13 protein-coding genes are annotated in these 14,902 nt (G+C 65.0%); 6 read left to right on the top strand and 7 right to left on the bottom strand.

Translation table 11 applies throughout. From position 1 onward, the window contains the following. Positions 1 to 2: 2 nt before the first annotated feature. The 4 genes from P1L40_RS15300 to P1L40_RS15285 all read right to left on the bottom strand — a co-directional run bounded on the left by P1L40_RS15300 (position 3) and on the right by P1L40_RS15285 (position 7,571). Positions 3 to 4,712, bottom strand: coding sequence for a beta strand repeat-containing protein (locus P1L40_RS15300; protein ID WP_284008263.1), 4,710 nt, complete (start codon positions 4,710 to 4,712; stop codon positions 3 to 5). A 375-nt stretch (positions 4,713 to 5,087) separates the two neighbouring features. After that, on the bottom strand, positions 5,088 to 5,840 hold the full coding sequence (locus P1L40_RS15295) for a VOC family protein (protein ID WP_284008262.1): 753 nt from the start codon (positions 5,838 to 5,840) through the stop codon (positions 5,088 to 5,090). A gap of 31 nt (positions 5,841 to 5,871) precedes the next feature. After that, positions 5,872 to 6,321 carry a TIGR04206 family protein gene (locus P1L40_RS15290; protein ID WP_284008261.1) on the bottom strand — a complete coding sequence of 150 codons (450 nt, stop codon included), beginning with the start codon at positions 6,319 to 6,321 and terminating at the stop codon, positions 5,872 to 5,874. Positions 6,322 to 6,458: 137 nt separating this feature from the next. Then, positions 6,459 to 7,571 carry an OBG GTPase family GTP-binding protein gene (locus P1L40_RS15285; protein WP_284008260.1) on the bottom strand — a complete coding sequence of 371 codons (1,113 nt, stop codon included), beginning with the start codon at positions 7,569 to 7,571 and terminating at the stop codon, positions 6,459 to 6,461. A gap of 136 nt (positions 7,572 to 7,707) precedes the next feature. On the opposite strand from P1L40_RS15285, the gene P1L40_RS15280 reads away from it, so the two are divergent. Continuing rightward, the gene (locus P1L40_RS15280) at positions 7,708 to 7,908 is read left to right on the top strand and encodes a VNG_1110C family protein (protein ID WP_284008258.1); all 201 of its coding nucleotides are present in this window, start codon (positions 7,708 to 7,710) and stop codon (positions 7,906 to 7,908) included. A 134-nt stretch (positions 7,909 to 8,042) separates the two neighbouring features. Further along, the gene (locus tag P1L40_RS15275; RefSeq protein ID WP_284008256.1) at positions 8,043 to 8,531 is read left to right on the top strand and encodes a 50S ribosomal protein L11; all 489 of its coding nucleotides are present in this window, start codon (positions 8,043 to 8,045) and stop codon (positions 8,529 to 8,531) included. Positions 8,532 to 8,559: 28 nt separating this feature from the next. On the opposite strand, the gene P1L40_RS15270 is transcribed toward P1L40_RS15275, so the two are convergent. Then, complete coding sequence (locus P1L40_RS15270; RefSeq protein WP_284008255.1) at positions 8,560 to 10,197, bottom strand: sensor histidine kinase; 1,638 nt, start codon at positions 10,195 to 10,197, stop codon at positions 8,560 to 8,562. A 150-nt stretch (positions 10,198 to 10,347) separates the two neighbouring features. On the opposite strand from P1L40_RS15270, the gene P1L40_RS15265 reads away from it, so the two are divergent. The 4 genes from P1L40_RS15265 (at position 10,348) to P1L40_RS15250 (ending at position 13,721) form a co-directional block, all read left to right on the top strand. After that, entirely contained in the window at positions 10,348 to 10,986 is a 639-nt protein-coding gene (locus P1L40_RS15265) for a 50S ribosomal protein L1 (RefSeq protein ID WP_284008253.1), read from the top strand. A 1-nt stretch (position 10,987) separates the two neighbouring features. Further along, positions 10,988 to 12,031 (top strand): 50S ribosomal protein L10, encoded by a 1,044-nt coding sequence (locus P1L40_RS15260; protein ID WP_284008251.1) that lies wholly within the window; start codon positions 10,988 to 10,990, stop codon positions 12,029 to 12,031. Positions 12,032 to 12,046: 15 nt separating this feature from the next. Continuing rightward, a complete protein-coding gene (gene rpl12p / locus P1L40_RS15255) occupies positions 12,047 to 12,391 on the top strand; it encodes a 50S ribosomal protein P1 (RefSeq protein WP_284008249.1) in 345 nt (114 codons plus the stop codon). Positions 12,392 to 12,497: 106 nt separating this feature from the next. Continuing rightward, positions 12,498 to 13,721 (top strand): tripartite tricarboxylate transporter permease, encoded by a 1,224-nt coding sequence (locus P1L40_RS15250; RefSeq protein WP_419181184.1) that lies wholly within the window; start codon positions 12,498 to 12,500, stop codon positions 13,719 to 13,721. Here the strand turns inward: P1L40_RS15250 and corA are convergent. Beyond that, the gene (gene corA, locus P1L40_RS15245; protein ID WP_284008248.1) at positions 13,716 to 14,693 is read right to left on the bottom strand and encodes a magnesium/cobalt transporter CorA; all 978 of its coding nucleotides are present in this window, start codon (positions 14,691 to 14,693) and stop codon (positions 13,716 to 13,718) included. The two genes, P1L40_RS15250 and corA, sit on opposite strands and share 6 nt — an antisense overlap. Beyond that, positions 14,690 to 14,857, bottom strand: coding sequence for a hypothetical protein (locus P1L40_RS15240; protein WP_284008247.1), 168 nt, complete (start codon positions 14,855 to 14,857; stop codon positions 14,690 to 14,692). The genes corA and P1L40_RS15240 overlap by 4 nt, the downstream gene beginning before the upstream one ends. Positions 14,858 to 14,902 lie beyond the last annotated feature (45 nt).

The raw sequence follows: 14,902 nt of genomic DNA, 5'->3' as shown, positions 1-14,902 counted from the left end.
CGTTAGCTGTTGAACGCGACGATGATGTCCAGGATGTCGCCCTGGGTGATCTGTCCGTTGTTGAAGTCGACGATAGCGTCGAGGACTTCGCCGGTCTGGATGCCGGGCGTCCCGTTCGTATCGTACTGGTCAACGATCGAGGACGGCGGGCTGCTGCCGGCCTGGACAGTCAGGTTCGTCGATGCGCTACTGTTGTCGGTGCTCGCAGTGACCGTGTAGTCGCCGGGCGCGAGCGTACCGGTGGTGGAGCTGTCGAAGTCGAACGTGACCGTGCCGCTCTCGCTGGTGTTCAGCGTGATCGACTGGCCGCCGCTCGCGTTCGCAACGTCACCGGCGATCTCGTTGGCGAACTGGTCGCTGAGGTTCTGCGAGTTGATGTTGAAGTACTGTGCGTCAGCCGTCTCGTTGACAAGCACGCGCTTGTCGTCGGCGGCCGGGTACTGGAACCCGCCTTTGACATCGGGTTCAGTGACTGCGATGTACTTCGCGTTCTCGTCTTCCAGCAGCGTGGAAATCTCACTCTGGGTCGGCGTGGTGATGTCGCCATCGCTGTTGGTCTGGTTGTTGTTCCCTTCGTCGGTGAGGTCGATGATGACCGGACGTGCGTTCGCACGCAGGCCCAGCTGACCACCGGTCAGGGACTCGTTGATCGCGTCGTAGTTGACCTCAGTGCCACCGGAACAGAAGCCACCGGGACAGACGTTCCCGAGGGTGTTCTGCGTCTGGGTGACGTTGTCGCTGAGGGTCTGCTGGATCTGGACCGAGCCGTCGCCGTACGTGACGACAGCGTACTGGGCGTCTGCGGACTGGTCAACGCGGGCAGCGAAGTCCTGCGTTGCGTCCGTCAGATCCTGGATGAACGGATCCATGCTCGAGGAGTCGTCCAGCAGGAAGATGATGTCGAGCTGGCCCGTGCCAGTCGACACGTTCGTCCCGTTGATCTCAACCGAGACCGAGCCCGCGCCGGGGCCGCCGACGTTCGTCACGTTGGTGTCCACGGTGAGGTTCTCGGACTGGTTGATGGTCGACGGCGTCGCGGTGACGCTGTTGACCGTGTAGTTCGGCGGGTTCGAAGGCGTTCCTGCCTCGATCTCGAGGTTGGCCGTCGCGGGTGCAGCCGAGGTCGGCGTGTCCACGAAGACCGTGTAGTTGCCGTCGGAGAGACCGGTCGTGTCAACCGTGAAGTTGACCGATTCGGTCTGACCGGCAGCGATCGTCTGGGTGGTGCTGGAGCCGCTGACCTGCGTGCCCGAGGTGTCTTCGACACTCAGGGTCACGTCGGTCGAGTCGGTGACAGCACCACTGTTGGTAACGTCAGCCGAAACGTCGACGGCCGTCCCCGCGCTCGTGGAGTTCGGGGTGACGACGACGTTGTTGACCTGGAACGGTCCGCCGGCCGCGCCGGTGATCTCGACGTTGGCCGTCGAGGTCCGCTGCGGCTCGGTGAGCGTGCTCACGGACGTACCGTTCTGGAGCGAGCTGAAGCCGGTGCCGTCACTGACGGCGTCCGCGATGGACGTGTCAGAGGAGCCACGGACGACGACTCGCGAGTCGACGTTCGGGTCCTGGTCGACGGACGGGATGCGCGGGAGCGTGTAGGACGACGACTCCTGCACACCGTCGGTCGACAGGGTGGCGAGCGTCAGGTTGCCGACGTTCGCGCCGAGCGAGACGCCAGTGAACCCGGAGAAGTCGTAGTCACCGGGCGTGGAGTCGTACGAGGCGTTGAAGGTGTCGGAGGCGATGACGCCGCCGGAGTTGTTGAGACGGTCGATACGGAAGGTCCGGATAACGTCCTCACCGGAGGCCGTCTGTCCGAACTCGACCGGCGTCAGCGTGAAGATCTCCCCTTCCAGGTTGATCTCGTTGAGGTAGACGTTGGCCGGGACCGGATCGTTGTTCTCGTTGGTAACGATACCGGAGACCTCTGCCTCTTGGACGGTCAGCTGACCGACGAACTCCACGGTGGAGTTGTCAGTCGCGGACTCGTCGTTCGAGAGGACAGCCGTCTTGTTCGTGACGACGGACTGCGTGTTCGAGTCGGCCTGGTACAGCACGGTCGCCGCGCCGTCCGGACCGGTCGTGATCGTGATGTTGTTGTTCGCCTCGTCGACCGAGACGTTGGTGCCGCTTTCGACACCGGTGAAGTTGCCCTTCACCGAGGTATCGTCGATCGAGACCTCGACCGTGGCGTTCGCGGGCGTGCCCTCGGCGGAGGTTTCGATCAGGAACGCGTCGACAGTGCGTCCGTTACGCGGGACCTGCTGGACGAACTCGTCAGACTTGTTGCTGAACTCGTCCGTTGCAGTCGCGGACGCGTTGTCGCGCAGACCGATCTGCGTGATGTTGACTGCGTCGGGCTGGACCAGCACCGGCTCGAGGAAGAAGTCGTTCGACCCCTGGGTCTCGGTGAAGGTCAGCTGCCCGTCTTCCTGCAGGTAGACATCCTGGAAGTCCGTCGAGTAGCCGCTCGCCTGAGCGATCGCGACGTACTGGACGCCTGCCTGGTAGTTGGTCGGGATCTCGCTGAGCACGTAGTCACCGTCCTGGTTGGTCCCTTCCGTCGGGACGCCGAAGGAGTTGGTGAAGCCAGGTGCGTCGGCGAGGTTGGCACCGGATGCGCGCGAGTCCGCGACCGCCTGCTCAACCGTCAGGTTGGCGGACGGCTCGAACACGGCAGCATCGCCGGTACCGAGGTCGTCGCTGCTGACGACGCCGCTCGTGGTGCCAGTGACGTTGACGAACGCCTCGGGGTTCTCGTCCGGCTGGAGAACGCGCGAGACATCGTTGTCGTAGTCGCTGGCGTTGTTCGCGTCGAACGAGACCTGTGCGTAGTAGTCACGGGCTTCGAGACGCGTGTGGCTGAAGACGATTTCGCCGTCACCGTCGGTGTCGACGAGCGCGTAGCCGCCACCGACTGCAGCATCAGTGGAGTTCAGCTCGTCGATGAGAGTGACGCCCGTACCGGGGTTGACGCCCGGCGGGAGCTCGGCACCTGGTTCGACAGGCCCTTCTGCGACACGGATGTCGTACTCGTCCGGCGAGATGACGCTGCCTTCGGAGTCGTTCAGACGCAGGAAGACCGTGTTGTCGTCAGCGTCGCCCTGATCGATGCTGTCGAGGTCGATCGTGGTGGTGACCTCGTTGGTGGTGTAGTCAGTCTCCGAGACAACGTGGACCGAGCCGTTCTCGATTCCGTTGGTGGAGGCCTGGCTGACGACCGAACCGTACAGGTTACCCTCACCCGACTGCGGGGTGAAGAGACCGGTTGCGGTGGTCGTGAGGCTCTCCGAGGTCTCCTCGAAGGTGAAGGTGACTTCCTGTTCGTCGGTCGACGAGACGTTGAACCGGACGGTACCGTTCTCGTCCGTGATCTCAGTCTGGTCGCCGTCCTCGTAGGTCAGCGCCGCGGTGTTCGGACCGGTGGCGCTGATCGTCACTTCTGCACCCTGGAACGGATCATTGTTGACATCACCGCGGACGGTGACCTCGTACTGAACCTGATCCTGGCCGTTGGCGGTCGCTTCACCTTTGATGGTGTCGACCGTGATGCTGGCCGGGTCGATGACCCGTTCGAGACGCAGCGTCGCGGAGTCGGTCCGCTGCGTGTTTTCGAAGAGGTCAAGCTGCGTACTCTTCGAGTCGAAGTCATCGTCCTGGTAGCCAGCCACAGCGACGTAGGAGACGCTGTCAGACTGGGTCGGACCAGCCCCGACAGCAAGGTTTTCGAAGTTAACGAAGCCGTTGTTGTCGGTCTGGAGCACTCGGATCGGGTCTGCGGCGGTGTTGTCGACGCTTCCGCCCCAGTCGCCTGCGCGGTACAGTGAGACGTTGGTCCCGGTAACGGTGTTACTCTGCTGGTCGATCACGTCGATGTTGATCGTACCAGAAGAGTCCGTACCGACCGAGAGGCTGGCGGTCTGACTGTCAGAGTCGCCAGTGTTCTGACCGGTCGCCGTGATGCCGTGGGTGTAGTCCACGACCGCGCTGGCGTCGGAGTCAGGCAGGTCGGTCGTGTTGACCGTGAAGCTGACTTCCGTGGTCTCGCCCGCGCCGAGGTTCACCGTCTGGGTGGATGTCCCAGCGGCGCCACTCGTGGACGGGCCGGTTGCCGAGTACGAGACATCGAAGTCTTCCGTGGAGCCACCAGTGTTGGTGACGTTCGCGGTCACGATGATGTCCTGATCGTGCGCCGCGACTGCGGGCGCGCTCAGGTCCGTGACTTCGACGCCGGTGCCGTCACCGACCTGCAGCGAGATGCCGGTGGTCGGTCCGTTGGAGTCAGGGTTCAGCTGGTACTCGCCCGAGTAGGAGCCGTCAGTCGACGGGTTCGTGTATCCGTCAACGACTACCTCGACCTCGTAGTCAGTCTGAACGTCCTGAGTGCTGAACGTCAGGATGGCAGAGCCTTCACTGTAGGAAATGCCGTTTCCATCGTTCAGACTACCCTGGTTGGTAAGGTCGCCATTCTCGTCGTAGATGTTGACGGAATAGGCGCTACTCGTGGTCGGAAGACCATCATCGGCGCTCGCCTGGTCGAAGGCCAGACGGAGGCCGTCTATACTGGTCGGATCGCTCGAATCTATCGTTGCTGACGTTGTCAGCGTCGTGTCGGCACCTGCCGCTGTATTACCAGCAGCAGCGTTGCCCGCTGACAGCGCAGCAGCGTTCCCTGAGAGCGCGACGGTCCCTCCGAATACGGAGAATACCATCAGCGCCGCAAGGAATAGACTGCGGAGCTTTTCGTTTGTTGTTGTCATGTTTGGTTATTTGCTATCTGGGTCGGCGACGGTAGCTTTCCTCGATCGCAGACGCGACCCGCGTACCGGTCTGAACGATCGTACTCACTCCCATCACCATGGGTAGGGGTACGGTCTAAACCAACGTTGGATGTTATAAATGCTTTGTGGTCAGTAAACCGGGATGAGAAGGTTTCACACGCGCGAAAACGGGCGGTAGAGGCGATACGGGGGGTTTCAGCGTCGGGCTGTCCTCGTATCAGGAGCGTGTCATCGGTACGTCAGACATATCTAGTTCAGACATAAAGAACACGGTTGGAACCGACGCGGAACGGCCCAGTCGGCGATTCAGTTGGTGACGATCTCGATCTCGTGCCCGTCCGCGTCTTTGGTGAACGCGTACCGGTCGTCACAGCTCTCCGGATCGCGGTAGTCCTGTGCGTGGCGCCCCATGAGGTCGTCCCACGTCTCGTGGAGGTCGTCGGTCCGAACCGCGAGATGGCCCCAGGCGTCGCCCATCTCGTAGGACCGGCCGTCGTAGTTGTAGGTCAACTCGACCGACATGGCCTCGGGCGGTGCGTCGTCGGGTTCGACGAAGTACAGCGCGAAGTCGTCGAACTCCGCGCGCCGAGTGAGATCGTAGTCCAGTTTCCGGACGTACCAGCCGATCGCCTCGTCGGCGTCCGCGACGCGCAGCATCGTATGATCCAGCGACCACTTCGCACCGTGGTCGCGCTCGACGATCTCGATCTCGTGACCGTCCGGGTCTGTCACGAACGCGTAGGAACCGCCACAGGAGTCAGGGTCGCGGTAGTCCTCGACGCCGGCGTCCATCAGTTCCTCGTAGGCCTCGTAGACATCCTCACAGCGGACCGCGATGTGCCCCCAGGCGTCACCCATCGTGTACGTGCGCCCGTCGTGGTTGTACGTGAGTTCGAGCAACGCGCCCTGGTCGTGGGCGTCCTCGGGGCCGAGGAAGACGTTCGTGAACGTCTCCGCCTCCCAGCGGCCCTTCTCCTCGTAGTCGAGGTACGTCTGGTACCAGTCGAGCGCGGCGTCCAGGTCCTCGACACGCATCATCGTGTGGTCCAGTGTCAGCATGTGCGGACCGAGGGTCGGCGGGGCGAAAAGGCTACCGGGACGTGTGAGACTCGTCCGCTGGGGCGACGAGCGGCCAGTAGTACCACCAGACGACGGTCAACAGCAGGACGGTCCCCACCGGGAGTGCGACGTAGCCGATCCGGCGGTTGAACCCGAGGAAGACGCTGATCTGTGTGAGCGCGGCGCCGGCCAGTGCGAGCGCAGTGATCCGCTCGTCCTCCCGCCAGACGACCCCGGACACCGCGCTCGCCAGTCCGAGCAGATACAGGACCACACCGCTGCGCCAGGCCTCGATGAACCCGGGCAGTCCGTCCGTGAACCGATAGAAGTAGTCGTAGATCGAGACGACGGCCGGAGGATCGGTGTTGAACAGCCCGAAGCTGAACAGCATCGTCAGTTCGCCGCCGATGACGAGGACCGTCCACGGGAGCAGTCCCACTGCGAGCACGGCGGCCAGGCGTCGGCGCGGATCCCGTCTCATACCGGTAGCCAGTGGTGGAGCGGTATACAACTCACGACCGCGCGCGTTCGCGGGCACGCGGGTCGATTCGAAAGGAAGCCACGAGAACGGCGGTCGTGGACACAAGATCGACCGACGGCGCCGGACATCGGGCCGAATTACTTCCGCGCGACGATCCGGAGCACGTCTTCGTCGGCGAGTTCGTGATCCCGCCCGACCTGCTGTTCGTCGTGTTTCGCGCTTGGCCCGGTGACGCGGGCGAACCGGAACCGCTCGTCGAAGCTCCCGCCGAGTTTCTCACAGGCCGCACCGACGGTGTCGCCCTCCCGGAGGATGAGCGGCTCGTCGTAGTCGACGCCCCGGCCGGGTTTGTCCATGTAGATCCGGATCAGTCCGAGCTCGTTCCAGATTCGTTCGGTGAGACCGTCGAGGCCGCGTTCCTCCTCGGCGCTGATGAAGATCGCGTCGTCGGGATCGATGTCACGTTCTTCCAGCTCGCCCTCGACGGTCGGTAGGTAGTCGGGCTCGATGAGATCGGCCTTGTTCACGACGACGATCGAGGGGAGGTAGACGCGGTTGTCCATCACGCCGTCGATCAGTCGGTCGAGGTCGACCTGCTCGCCGATCGTCACGTCGGCGTTGACGTAGCCGTGTTCGCGCAGGACGGACTTGATCGTCTCCTCGTCGAGACCCAGGTCCGCCGAGCTGTTGACGCTGAGCCCGTCTTTGGCCTTCTTGCGGATGTTGACCCGCGGTGGGTCCTGGTCGAGGCGGATCTTGTTCTTGTAGAGCTCCTCGGAGAGTCGGTCGTACTGGTCGATCTCGAAGACAGAGACCATGAAGACGATGAGATCAGCGGTCCGGACCACGGAGAGGACTTCCTGCCCGCCACCGCGGCCGCCCGCGGCGCCCTCGATCAACCCCGGCACGTCGAGGATCTGGATGTTTGCACCCTTGTGCTTGAGCATCCCCGGATACACGTCGAGGGTGGTAAACTCGTAGGCGCCCGTCTCGGAGTCGGCGTTCGTCAGCGCGTTCAACAGCGTGGACTTTCCGACGCTGGGAAAGCCCACGAGCGCGACGGTCGCGTCGCCGTGTTTCTCGACGCCGTAGCCGCCACCGCCGCCGGACGAGGACTGCTGTTGTTCGAGCTTCTCTTTCTTCTCGGCGAGTTTCGACTTCAAACGGCCGATATGAGCCTCTGTGGACTTGTTGTAGGGCGTACTGACGATTTCGTCTTCCAGTTCCTGGATCTCCTCTTCGAGCCCCATCGTGTGTACGTCGGCCCCTCACACCGAATAAGGCTTTCTTCCCTGGCCGGGCATCCGGCCCCAGCCCGGAAACTATCCCGAACGTTTCCACATGTAATTCGTTACACCTATACGGCGCCCACCGTCAGAAACGATAATGGCAGACGCGAACCGGTTCCGCGACAGCACGCAGATCCTGTTACCGGCGGGTGCGCTGAACGGGGTCCGCGAGGAACTCGAAACACAGTTCACCCTCACTGTCCGCGAAGAGGGGAATCAGGTCCGGATTATCGGTTCGCCAGTCGAGATCAAAGACGCCGGGGACTTCCTCGCGATGAACGGCGTGAGCTTCGCCTGATCGTCGTCGCCGTGTCGCGCCGAGAATCAACAGTTGTACTGGGAGCCAGGGTCGGTGCGGACAGCCATGTGGAGCGGTCACGCGGCGGTCGGTGAAACGCAATCCTTTAAGCCGCCGGGAAAAATGCCCCATACATGGCTGGAACTATCGAAGTGCTCGTTCCCGGTGGGCAGGCCAACCCCGGCCCGCCGCTCGGTCCGGAACTCGGCCCGACACCCGTGGACGTGCAGGCAGTCGTCCAGGAGATCAACGACCAGACGGAAGCGTTCGACGGGACCGAAGTGCCGGTCACGATCGAATACGAGGACGACGGCTCGTTCAGTATCGAGGTCGGTGTCCCGCCGACCGCCGAACTCGTCAAGGACGAGGCCGGGTTCGACACCGGCAGCGGCGAACCCCACGAGGAGTTCGTCGCCGACCTCTCGGTCGAACAGATCAAACAGATCGCCGAGCAGAAACACCCGGACCTGCTGGCGTACGACCTGAAGAACGCGGCCAAGGAGGTCGTCGGGACCTGTACCTCCCTGGGCGTCACGATCGAGGGCGAGAACCCGCGGGCGTTCAAAGAGAAGATCGACGCTGGCGAGTACGACGACGTGTTCGCGGCCGAAGCGTCGGCGTAATTTTCTGCAGCCAGTTTTCGCCCGGTGCCTACTCCCCGTCAGCGTCGGCGCTGGGTAACGTGACGGTGATCGATGTCCCGCGCTCGGTTCCAGTCGCGACGGCGATGTCGCCCCCGAGTGAGTCGACGGCCCACTTGACGAGCCAGAGCCCCAGCCCGTTCCCGTGTGAGGTGGGTGTCTCGTCGCGGGTTCCGGTGAGCAGTTCCGCTTCGAGGTCCGGCATTCCCGGGCCGTTGTCCGCGACAGTGATCGTCGCGGTATCGGGTCCGTGGGAGGCGCGGAACGCGACGCTCCGGTCCGGTTCGGGGAGGTCGTTGTGTGCGAGCGCATTCCGCCCGAGTTCCGTCACCAGCGGTGAGAGGACCCTGGCGGCGTAGACCGGCACCGCTTCGGAGAGATCGGTCTCGACCGCTGCGTCGGGGTACTCCTCCCGGAGCGTGTCGGCGGCTTCGGTGACGACCGTCGTCGCGTCGACCTGGCCGACGCCGGCAGTGTTCCCGCTCAGGAGTTCGTTCTGGATCGTCCGCGCGTGCTCGCTCATCTCCATGAACGACTCGGCTCTGGTCTGGATGCGCTCGGCCGAGCGCTCGACCGGGGCGGGTGTGTCGTCGGTGTCGAGGATCCGCTCGACCGACAGCAGGATGACCGACATGTCGTTCCGGAGGTTGTGGCGGAACACGCGGTTGAACACGAGCATCTGGGAGGTCCGGCGCTCCAGCGTCGCGGCCAGTTCGGCGAACCGACGCGAGATCCGCTGCCACTCCGTCGTCCCCCCCAACTCGACGGTCGTCCCGTAGTTCCCCGACTCGAGAGCGTCGAAGCCGGCGACGAGTTCGTCGATCTGTCGGATCGTGAGCCGCGAGGCCCAGATACCCAGGACAGCAACGGCGAGCAGCGTCAGGCCGAGCGCACCGAACTGGTAGGTGGTCGCCTGTCTGACCGGCTGTGCGACCGCCGCCCTGTCGACGGCGACAGTGACCGTCCAGCCCGTCTCTCCGACAGTGTCCGTCGCAGTGAGTCGATCACCGTCCGGGAGCGGGTCGGCGTACAGCTGTGTCCCGTCCGTCGACCGAACGATCAACGACTGTTCCGGGTGGAGCAGCGTCGTCGACGACTCGAAGAAGTTCGTCGCAGTGAGGTGAAACGCACTGTTGAGCGTGCCGACGACGGTCCCGTCGCGCCTGATCGGGGCCGAGATGGTGACGATGAAGTTCCCGCTTTCGGCCTCGAAGGGAGCGCTGACGTAGCGCTCACCGTCGAGTGCTGCCTGGACGTACGGCCGGGTGCTGAAGTCCGCTCCGGTCAGCGCCTCGCGCCGATCGGCGGGGAGTCCGGACGCGTTGATCGCGACCATAGTCCCGTTGGCGGCGACGACAGACACCCCCTCGAAGGCCGTCTCGGCGCGGAACGTGGCGAGCGCGTCCCGCTGGGCCCGCGTCCCGTGGGCCGCGGTCGCGTCGTTGCTGGCCCACAGTGCGACGGTCGACTGCTTTTCGGCAAGTCTGGTGTCGAGGTCGTGAGCGACCGTCGTCGTAGACGCGTCGAGTGTGGCACGCTCCTGGCTCGTGATCTCCTGTTTGTGCAGCGAAAAGCCCGCGAAGACGATCCCGGACAGAACGAGCGCGACTGCGGCGAGCGTCACGAGGAACGTCGTCCGCAGGTGCATTGCCGGGTAGTCACACTATCGCGGCATAAATTGACCGGGAGGGGCGGTTCGACGCTTTTAAGTGTCGCATTGGCATCTACTCGGACGAGACAGGCATCCGCCTGTTTCACTGACCCGTAGAAGCCACTTGGCGTACTACGGAGGTGAACAATGGCAGATCAAGAAATAGAGCAAGCAGTCTCTCGCGCACTCGAGGACGCACCGCAGCGGAATTTCCGCGAGACGGTCGACCTCGCGATCAACCTGCGCGACCTAGATCTTAACGACCCGTCGAACCGCGTCGACGAGTCCGTCGTTCTGCCTTCCGGCACCGGTCAGGAGACCACGATCGTGGTCTTCGCCGAGGGTGAGACAGCCCTTCGTGCCGAGGAGGCAGCCGACGACGTACTCGACCACGACGACCTCGAGGAGCTTGGCGACGACGACGACGCCGCCAAGGACCTCGCCGATGACACCGACTTCTTCATCGCGGAGAAGGGACTCATGCAGGACATCGGCCGCTACCTCGGGACCGTCCTGGGCCCGCGCGGGAAGATGCCGGAACCGCTCGACCCCGACGACGATGTCGTCGAGGTCATCAACCGCATGAAAAACACTGTCCAACTGCGCAGCGGGGAGCGACGAACCTTCCACACGCGCGTCGGTGCACAGGACATGTCCGCCGAGGAGATCGCCGACAACATCGACGTGATCCTGCGCCGCCTGCACGCGGACTTAGAGAAGGGGCCGATGAACATCGATACGGTGTTCGTCAAGACCACGATGGGCCCCGCCGTGGAGGTGGCCTGAGATGAGCGCCGAAGGCGAGCGCAAGACCGAGACGATCCCGCAGTGGAAACAGGACGAGGTCGACGACATCGTCGGGATGATCGAGTCCTACGAGAGCGTCGGCGTCGTCAACATCGCCGGGATCCCGTCCCGTCAGCTCCAGGACATGCGCCGTGACCTGCACGGTACCGCGGAGCTTCGAGTCGCCCGGAACACGCTCCTCTCGCGTGCGCTCGAGGAGGTCGACGACGGCCTCGAAGCGCTCACCGACTACGTGGCCGGACAGGTCGGCCTCATCGGGACCAACGACAACCCGTTCTCGCTGTTCAAGTCCCTGGAAGCGTCGAAGACGCCCGCACCGATCGGTGCCGGCGAGATCGCGCCCAACGAGATCGTGATCCCCGAGGGCGACACCGGTGTCGACCCGGGTCCGTTCGTCGGTGAACTCCAGAGTATCGGTGCCGACGCACGCATCCAGGACGGTTCGATCCAGGTCCTCTCGGACTCGGCCGTCCTCGACGCCGGCGAGGAGGTCTCCCAGGATCTGGCGAACGTGCTGAACGAACTCGGTATCGAGCCCAAGGAAGTCGGGCTCGACCTCCGAGCGGTGTTCGCCGACGGCGTCCTGTTCGAACCCGAGGAACTCGAACTGGACGTGGAGGCCTACGAGAGCGATATCAAGGCGGCCGCCGGGCAGGCGTTCAACCTCTCGGTCAACGCCGAGTACCCGACCGCGACGACGGCCCCGACGCTGCTGCAGTCGGCCCGCGCCGACGCCAAGAGCCTCGCGCTCCAGGCAGCCATCGAGGACCCCGAGGTCGTCCCCGACCTCGTGAGCAAGGCCGACGCACAGGTCCGGTCGCTCGCCGCACAGATCGAGGATCCCGAAGCGCTGCCCGAGGAACTCCAGAACGTGGAGGCCGCGGCAGCCACAGAGGAATCGGCTGACGACCAAGACGACACCGCATCCGACGAGTCCGCCGACGAGGACGCCGCGGCCGAGGAGGCCGAAGATGACGATGACGACGACGAAGACGCCGGCGACGCGCTCGGAGCGATGTTCTAACTCACACCAACAACAATGGAATACGTTTACGCTGCACTCATCCTGAACGAATCGGGCGAAGAGATCAACCAGAGCAACCTCACCGACGTGCTCGAAGCCGCCGGTGTCGATGTCGAGGAGTCCCGCGTCAAGGCGCTCATCGCGGCGCTGGAAGATGTCGACATCGAGGAGGCCGTCGAGCAGGCCTCGGCCGCACCGGTCCCGGCAAGCGGGGGCGCCGCGGCACCTGCCAGCGACGACGACGAGTCCGACGACGACGGTGACGACGAGGCCGAGGAAGCCGCCGACGAGGGCGGCGACGACGAGGACGACGAGGACGACGAGGCCAGCGGCGAGGGTCTCGGCGAACTCTTCGGCTAACTCGGCGAGCACACACCTTTCTTTGCGCGCTGTGACCGGTCAGCGACAGCGCCGTATCTGGCCCCGGCCCCGAGGTTCAAATACGAACAGGGGGCCACCCCCGGGCGTGTTCTGGCTCTCGACCGGGCTGTCGATCCCGACGCTGTCACTGCTGGCCGCTATCGGAGCGGGCGTCGGCCTCGGGACCGTCAGCGGCCTCGTCCCGGGGTTACACGCCAACACGTTCGCCCTGTTGCTGGCGGCCGTCGCGGGAGAGATACCGGGTTCGGCAGTCGCCGTCGGCGCCGCGATGCTGGCCGCCGGGGTGACACACACCTTTCTCGATATCGTCCCGGCCCTCGCGCTTGGCGTCCCGGACCCGGCGATGGCGGCCAACGCACTCCCCGGTCATCGGCTGGTGATCCAGGGGCGCGGGCGGGAGGCGCTTCGCCTCTCCGCGCTCGGCAGCGGACTGGCCGTGGTGTTTGCGGTGCCGCTGGCCGTCCCCGTGACGGCCGTGATGGAGCGCGCCTATCCGACGGTCGCGGCCCACCTCCCGCTGTTTCTCGGCGCGATCGCAGCACTGCTCGTCGTCACCGAACGGGACCACCGGGCGGCCGTCGGAGCCTGCTGTTCGCTCGCCGCGAGCGGTGCGCTGGGTGTCTGGCTGCTCGATGCGTCCGTCTCCGCGATGCTCCCGGTCGCCGACGTGCTCGTCCCGCTGTTTGCCGGGCTGTTCGGCGCGCCGGTGTTGCTCGCCGCTGCCGACGGCGACGGCGTTCCGCCACAGTCCGGGACGACGGTGACCGTCCCGCGGACGGCAGTGGCTCGGTTGGCGGTCGTCGGGACGCTCTGTGGCGCCGCCGTCGGCTACCTGCCCGGCGTCTCCAGTGCCGTCGCGGCGACGCTCGCGCTCGGAGTGACGAGCGGTCGGGGTCCGCGGGCGTTCACCGTGACGACCAGCGGCGTCAACACGGCGACCGCGGTGTTCGCGCTGTTCGCGCTCGTCGCACTCGGGACGCCACGGACCGGCGTCCTGGTCGCGCTCGATCGGGTCGGGCCACCGCTGGCGTTACCCTGGTTGCTCGCGGCCGTCGCCGTCGCCGCGCTCGCCGGCGCCGTCCTCGTGCCGCTGGTCGGTGACCGCTATCTGCGGACCGTCGGCCGGCTCGACCCGACGGTGCTCTCGCTGTCGGTGCTGGCCGGCCTGCTGGGTCTGTCGTACGTCTTCGCCGGGGGGATCGGCGTCGGTGCGTTCGGGCTGGCGACGGCTGTCGGCCACCTGCCGCCGTACTTCGGGAATCGTCGGGCGGCGCTCATGGGGGTGTTGCTCGTCCCGCTGGCGCTATAGGTACCCCCGCTGGCGGAAGTGAGCGAGCAGGACGACGACGATGAGCACCATCCCGAGCATCGTCGCCGGATAGCCGAACGTCCAGCCCAGTTCCGGCATGTTGTACGGCCCCCCGGAGAAGTTCATCCCGTAGACGCCGACGACGAACGTCAGCGGAATGAAGATCGTGGCGACCACCGTCAGGACCTTCATCACCTCGTTGGTCGACTGCGAGAGCGTGTTGAGGTAGATGTCACGGGCGCCGGCGACCAGGTCGCGGTACGTCTCGGTGAGATCGACGATCTGGACGAGGTGATCGTAGACATCCCGGAAGTACTTCTCCGTCTCGGGCTGGATCTGATCCGGATCGCCGCGGGCGAGGAGCCCGACGGCCTCCCGGGTCGGCCAGGCCACCTTCCGGAAGGAGAGCAGGTCCCGGCGGACATCGTTGATCTTCTCTAACGTCTCGATGTCGGTCGAGACGGTCACCTCCTCCTCGATCTCCTCGATGTCGGTCTCGATGCCGTCGAGCAGGTCGAAGTAGCCGTCGACGATTACATCGACGACCCGGTAGGCGGTGAAGTCCGGTCCCCGCTGCAGGAGGCGCTCGTCACCCCGTGCCACGGCGTCGAGGACCCGCTGGACGGGGTGGGCCGGCCCCGTCGCGACGGTGACGACCCAATCCGTCCCGACGAACACCCCGACGGGGCTGGTCGCGACCTCCTTCTCGAAGGTCGTCTCGCCGGGCGTGAGCGTCGCGGTCTTCAGTAACACGAAGGTGTAGGTCGGGAACTCCTCGGTCTTCGCCCGGACCTGGCTCTGGACATCGTCGATGGTGAGCGGGTGGAGGTCGAACGCGGCCCGGACGCTGTCGAGTTCCGCCGTCGTCGCCTCGGCGGCGTGGACCCAGGTGGTGCCACTGGCCCGCCGCGCCGCCGTGAGGTCGTCGTATTCGACGGGCTGGCCCTCCGCGTAGACGAGCGCGGAGATCACGCTGCCTCCTGGTCGGCGACCCGTCCGACCGAGAGGACGCTCAGCCCGACCATGACCGCTGTCAGGGAGAACGCGCGACCGGGATAGGGGACAGCCACGCCGACGACGTAGCCGGCGACGCCGACGAGTGTCAGGATCGCGCCGGCGATAGCGGCGGGATGCATGCCCGACAGATTGCGCCGGCCGTAAAAAAGCGTACTCCCGTCTCG

The sequence above is a fragment of the Haloarcula pelagica genome (assembly GCF_030127105.1).
In the GTDB taxonomy this organism is placed as follows: Archaea; Halobacteriota; Halobacteria; order Halobacteriales; family Haloarculaceae; genus Haloarcula; species Haloarcula pelagica.
The sequence above is the reverse complement of the archived record's forward strand: the minus strand, read 5'-3'. Positions and strand labels throughout refer to the sequence as shown.